Genomic DNA, 5,919 nt, shown 5'->3' with positions numbered 1-5,919 from the left:
ATTAAATCCATGAAAATAGGAATCGCATTATCGGGCGGAGGCAGCAGAGGGCTTGCTCATTTAGGAGCCTTGAAGGCACTCAACGAGTTAGGAATAAAGCCATCAATGATAACTGGCACCAGTGCTGGCTCGCTTGTCGGGGCTTTAACTGCCGCAGGATATTCACCTGATTTTATTTTTGAAACAATCCAATCGTTGGGAATCATGAATTCACTGAAATTTGCCTTTAATCGCTTCGGTTTGTTCAAGATGGGAAAAGTAGAAGAAATTTTATTGAAATATATTCCCCACAATTCGTTTGAAAACCTAAAAACGCCGCTCATTGTTTGTGCAACCGATATTGAAAAAAGTGAACCAGTTTACTTTAGTGAGGGCGAACTCATCAAGGCAGTTATGGCTTCGTGCAGTATTCCGGGTATCTTTGAGCCGATTAAATTTCAAGACCGAATTTTGATTGATGGGGGAGTGACCAATAACCTTCCTATTGAGCCACTCGAAGGCATCTGTGATTTTATTATTGGCGTCAACGTTACGCCAGTAAGCAACGAAATGGCTATCAATTCGGCCAAAGATATACTTATGAAAAGCCTTTATATAGCCATTAGAAGCAATGCGGGCGAAAAACTGAAGCGTTGTGATATTGCAGTTGAGCCAACCGAAATATACAATTATAATGGTTTAAGTTTGGCAAAAGCAAAAGATATTTATAAAATCGGCTATGAAAATATGATACGTGCAGCCGAAGGAAAATTATCGCAGGTAATGTAATAGTCAAGCTAAAAATTGAGACTCAGAACATGAGGCCAAGAATCATTAGAGACTCTCGGTTTTTTGGCATGAAATTAGACAATTTTTTTTGAACAAAACCGTTAAAAAAGGTAAATCACCAATAGATTTTTCTTAATAATGGTTTTTATAAAGAAAAGTTATCATCACTTTACAATATAATTTATACCCGACTGTTAACTGCCAACTGTTGACTGTGGACTACTTAATAATCATCAATTTGAATATTTAAGGTGCAAAAACTATATATACTGATAGCATTTTCGTTGTTAGCTGCCTCTTGTTCGCAGTTTAGCAACTCCCCAACAAGCAAGGCGTGGCATAACACCAATGCTCGTTTCAACTCGCTCATTATTGCCCGTGACAACATGAAACAGGCCGAAAAAGACCTGTTCGATAAGCGAGTAGAAAATTATAGTGCCTTGATGACCATCTTCGTGCCGATTGATTCTACTAAAAGTCAGGCGGTTGCTACGAATCTAAAAGAAGTCATTGAGAAAACTTCACTCATTGCCGAACGCCATTCTAACTCAAAATATTTAGGAGAGGCCTATATTTTGCTCGGAAAAGCCCGACTTTTGAAAGAAGATTATCTGAATGCTATCGAAATTTTCAAATACATCAACTCAACCGAAAGCAAAGAAGAAGATAAACACGCGGCCTTAGTTTGGCTGATGCGTGCTTATACCGAACAAAAAGACTATGATACCGCCCTCAAAGTTTCGGATGTGCTTCGCACACTTGATTTGAATAAAGAAAATACCCGAGATTTCTACTTGACTAAAGCGTATTTACATCAACGCCGAGAAGAATTTGCCATTTCGGCTGCCATCGGCGAAGAAGCTCTCAAATTGATGTCGAGAAACGAACAAACTGCTCGTGTGCATTTTGCGGTTGGACAAATGTTTGATATGATTGGACAACCCGCCAAAGCATTACCTCATTTTGCGGCCGTTGCCAAAAATCGACCAAATTATGACATGGAGTTTTATGCCCGCATGAATACTTTGCTCGATGAAGCCGCTTCGCAACGAGGAAGTACGGCGGGTGTACAAGATAATTTCAAGAAGATGCTGGTCGATAGAAAGAATTCTGACCTAAAAGATAAGATTTATTTCACGATGGGAAGTTTGGAAATGAAGAAACAAAACTACCCGAAAGCCATCGAATATTTTAATTCGTCGCTCAGAAGCTCAAAAGGCAATAGCACACAAGATGCTTACACCTACCTCGAGCTGGCCGAACTTTATTATAATCATTTAAACAAATACGATGTGGCCAGTATGTACTACGACAGTACACTTACTGCCCTGCCGAAAACTTCAACTGATTACGAACGCATTGCCAAAAGAGCCATTTCATTGGGCGATTTTGTAAAATATCAGAAAGTATTAATCGTTGAAGATAGCCTTCAGCAGTTAGCAGCTATGAATCCTGCGGCATTGGATAAATCTCTCGAACGAATCATCAAGCAAAAAGAAGAAGACGATAGACTAATGCAGGAAATGGCACAAAAAATTGTTTCGCAAAACAGCCTTCCTGTTGAGCGTCTGTCTGACAAAGACCCCGAATTTAAGCGTTGGGCCTTATACGACCCGCTCGTGATTGCTCGTAATAAAAGTGATTTTCAACAAGTGTGGGGCAGCCGACCTTTAGATGATAACTGGCGTAGAAAAGACAAAGAAGCGGGGTCTATTAGTTTTAAAGTTGAGCGAGGAGTAGTGGGGCAAGAACCTACCAAACAAGCACCCAAGCAAAGCCCCGAGGAACTAAAAAAGCTCCGAGAAGAGAAAGAAGCTTTGGCTCTCGAAGGCAAGAAAAAAGAACTGTACGAGAAGATTCCGACCACACCCGAAAAGCTCGTAGCCTCGAAGCGTAAGCAAGAAGAAGCCCTCTATCAACTCGGGAAGATTTATAAGTTTCAGTTTAACGAGCCACAAAATGCTACCGAAACCTTCTTGACATTACTCAATAAATTCCCAAATACCGTACACGAAGTCGAAGTATTGTATTTGCTCACCTTATTGTCTGATAATCAGGCTACAAGCCCGTACCGCAAGACACTGATTGATAAATTCCCGGCTTCAACTTATGCACGTCAGCTTTTAAGAGGAAAGGTCGAGATTACGAGCGATACTGAATCAAAAGCTAATGTAGTTTATTCGCAAGCATTTAATTTGTATGTCAATGAAAGTTATGAGTCGGCCATGAAACTCGCCGAAGATGGCCTGATTACTTATACAGGAACAAGCATCGAAGATAAATTTGCGATGTTACGCATTTTCTTATTTGCAAAATTAGAGCAAAAAGATGCCTACAAACAAGCCCTCAATGAGTTTATTCAAGGGTATCCTTCGAGCGGTCTGATGCCAAGAGCAAAAGAATTGATGGCGGTTTTCGATAAAAAATAACATCTATACATAATAACAACCCTAAAAATGGAAGAAGAGAAAAGAGAGCAACTCGATGTTTTGATGGAGGCTGAAGAAGCACCCCCATTTCTAAAAACTTGGAAAAACGTATATGCCTTAGTGTTTATTTCTTTGGTAGTATCTATTGTACTTTTCTACGCTTTCACCCTATATTTTGCATGACAAACCTCGACTGGACCCTACTTACATTTACCTTACTTTTTATTATTGTTTATGGAGTGTACAAAAACCATAAAGATAAAAATATTGATGGTTATTTACTTGGAAATCAGTCACTTCCGTGGTATCACGTTGGGCTTTCGGTGATGGCTACCCAAGCTAGTGCCATTACATTTCTTTCAACCACTGGACAAGGATTTGACGACGGTATGCGTTTTGTACAATTCTACTTTGGGCTTCCGTTGGCCATGATAGTATTGTGTGTGACTTTTATACCGATTTTTCATCGATTAAAAGTTTATACCGCCTACGAATACCTCGAAAAACGTTTCGATGGGAAAGTGCGGGTTTTTACAGCATTTTTATTCTTGATTCAACGTGGTCTTTCTACGGGAATTTCAATTTACGCACCGTCAATTATTCTCTCAACAATTTTTGGCTGGGATATTTTCTGGACAAATATTCTAATGGGCGGAATGGTGTTGACTTATACAGTTGTCGGTGGAACAAAAGCTATTTCTTACACACACCTCCAACAAATGATTGTTATTACGGTAGCAATGGTGTTGGCGGGTGTAATTGTAGTAATGATGCTCCCGCCCGAAATCGGCTTAGTGAAAGCATTGAAAATTGCGGGGAAAGCTAATCATACGAATGTTGTAAGCTTTGATTTTAACCCCAAAGACCGCTATAATCTGTGGTCGGGGCTGATTGGTGGTTTCTTTTTGCAACTCTCTTATTTTGGTACTGACCAATCACAAGTTGGGCGTTATCTAACGGGCGAGTCTATCACGCAAAGCCGTTTGGGTTTAGTAATGAATGGTTTGTTGAAAATCCCGATGCAGTTTCTAATTTTATTGGTGGGTGTTTTGGTTTTTGTGTTTTATCAGTATAACTCTTCACCTGTATTTTTCAACAAAGTTGAAACCGATAAGCTATTAAATAGCCAATATGCCACCGAATATAAAGCCTTAGAAAGTCAATACCAAAGCGTAACCGAGCAACGTAAACAGCTCTTAGTTGGCTCCGAAAATCTTACTGACCAACAACTGGATGTTTATAAAGCTAATTTGTATAAGTCTGATTCGGTTATTAAAAGCATCAAAGGTGAAGTTGTGTCATTAATTAAGAAAAATGACCCATCGGCCAGCACCAACGACCGAGATTTTGTATTTCTCAGATTCGTACTCGACCACCTACCGCACGGACTTATCGGGCTTCTGATTGCCGTAATTTTTGCAGCTTCAATGGGTTCGATTGCTTCTGCTTATAACTCTTTGGCGGCAACTTCGGTGGTAGATGTTTATCGAAAATTCTCTAAAAATACACCTTCCGAAAAGGCCGAACTCAACGCCTCAAAAGTTTCGACCGTTTTGTGGGGGCTTTTTTGTATATTTGTCGCACAATACGCCAACCAGCTTGGTAATATGATTGAAGTTGTCAATGTGCTTGGCTCATTGTTTTATGGAATAATTCTTGGCGTATTTTTAGTCGCATTTTATTTCAAAAACATTGGCGGAACGGCCACTTTTTGGGCAGCAGTTATCAGTCAAGCTATTATTCTTGGTATTGGAATTCCGCAAGTAATTCTGAAAAAAGAGTGGATAGCTTATCTGTGGTTCAATCCGATTGGCTGTTTTCTTGTAATTGGCATTGCTTGGGTTTTACAGAAAAGATTTAAGATTTTAGACAAAAGACAAGAGATTTTAGATTAAAAGAACAAAATATTCTTTTGTCTCGTGTCTCATATCTATTGTCTCAACAAAAATATGGAAAAGAAAAAAATACTCATCGTAGAAGACGACCAACGTTTGGCCGAAAACTTAGTAAAAGGTTTGTCAGAGAAAGACTTTGAAACCGAAATTGCTTTTGATGGACAAATTGGACTTCGTTTTGCCCTAAGTGGTAAATACGATTTGATTTTGCTCGATGTGAATTTGCCCTTAATGAATGGCTATGAGGTTTGTGCAAAAATCAGAGAGCGTGACCGCCAAACGCCAATTATCATGTTGACGGCCCTAGGTGAAACCGATGATAAAATCTTAGGTTTTGAAAAAGGTGCCGATGATTATATCGTAAAACCTTTTGAATACCGTGAATTGATTGCCCGCGTGAATGTTTTCTTGAAACGTGCCTACGCCGAAAACGAAACCAATGCAAATATTCTACGCATTGCCGACCTCGAAATCAATTTTGAGAGTAAAATGGCAACTCGTCAAGGTAAACATATTGACCTTACACCAAAAGAATTTTCGTTGCTCGAATACCTGATACGTAATAAAGGAAAAGTAGTTTCAAAGGCCGAAATTGCCGAGAAAATCTGGGAAGGAAATAATGCCGAAAATAGCTTAAATGTGATTGAAGTATATATCAATTTCCTCCGCAAAAAAATCGACAAAGATTTCGAACCAAAACTTATTCATACCAAAACTGGCATGGGTTATGTTTTGAAAGATGAGTAACACAATTCTCCGAATTGTGTCATTAAATGTGGCACACCTCTTTTATTGCGATAAACGAGGTGTGCCACATTTTTTTTCAA

General features: G+C 39.2%; 5 protein-coding genes. All 5 read left to right on the top strand.

Features of this window, described 5'->3' with window-relative positions; translation table 11 throughout:
* Positions 1–768, top strand: a 768-nt coding sequence (locus tag ACOVO2_RS19730) for a patatin-like phospholipase family protein (RefSeq protein ID WP_421771627.1), incomplete at its 5' end; no start/stop codon positions are given.
* A 251-nt stretch (positions 769–1,019) separates the two neighbouring features.
* The gene (locus ACOVO2_RS19725; RefSeq protein WP_421771626.1) at positions 1,020–3,197 is read left to right on the top strand and encodes a tetratricopeptide repeat protein; all 2,178 of its coding nucleotides are present in this window, start codon (positions 1,020–1,022) and stop codon (positions 3,195–3,197) included.
* A gap of 27 nt (positions 3,198–3,224) precedes the next feature.
* Entirely contained in the window at positions 3,225–3,380 is a 156-nt protein-coding gene (locus ACOVO2_RS19720; protein ID WP_421771625.1) for a hypothetical protein, read from the top strand.
* The gene (locus ACOVO2_RS19715) at positions 3,377–5,092 is read left to right on the top strand and encodes a sodium:solute symporter (RefSeq protein WP_421771624.1); all 1,716 of its coding nucleotides are present in this window, start codon (positions 3,377–3,379) and stop codon (positions 5,090–5,092) included. The genes ACOVO2_RS19720 and ACOVO2_RS19715 overlap by 4 nt, the downstream gene beginning before the upstream one ends.
* 54 nt (positions 5,093–5,146) lie before the next feature.
* Positions 5,147–5,839, top strand: a complete 693-nt coding sequence (locus ACOVO2_RS19710; protein WP_188763611.1) for a response regulator transcription factor — start codon at positions 5,147–5,149, stop codon at positions 5,837–5,839.
* The last annotated feature ends 80 nt before the right edge of the window (positions 5,840–5,919 follow it).

The sequence above is a fragment of the Emticicia sp. genome (assembly GCF_049241225.1).
Classification (GTDB): Bacteria; Bacteroidota; Bacteroidia; order Cytophagales; family Spirosomataceae; genus Emticicia.
This window is presented reverse-complemented; position numbering and strand designations above follow the sequence as displayed.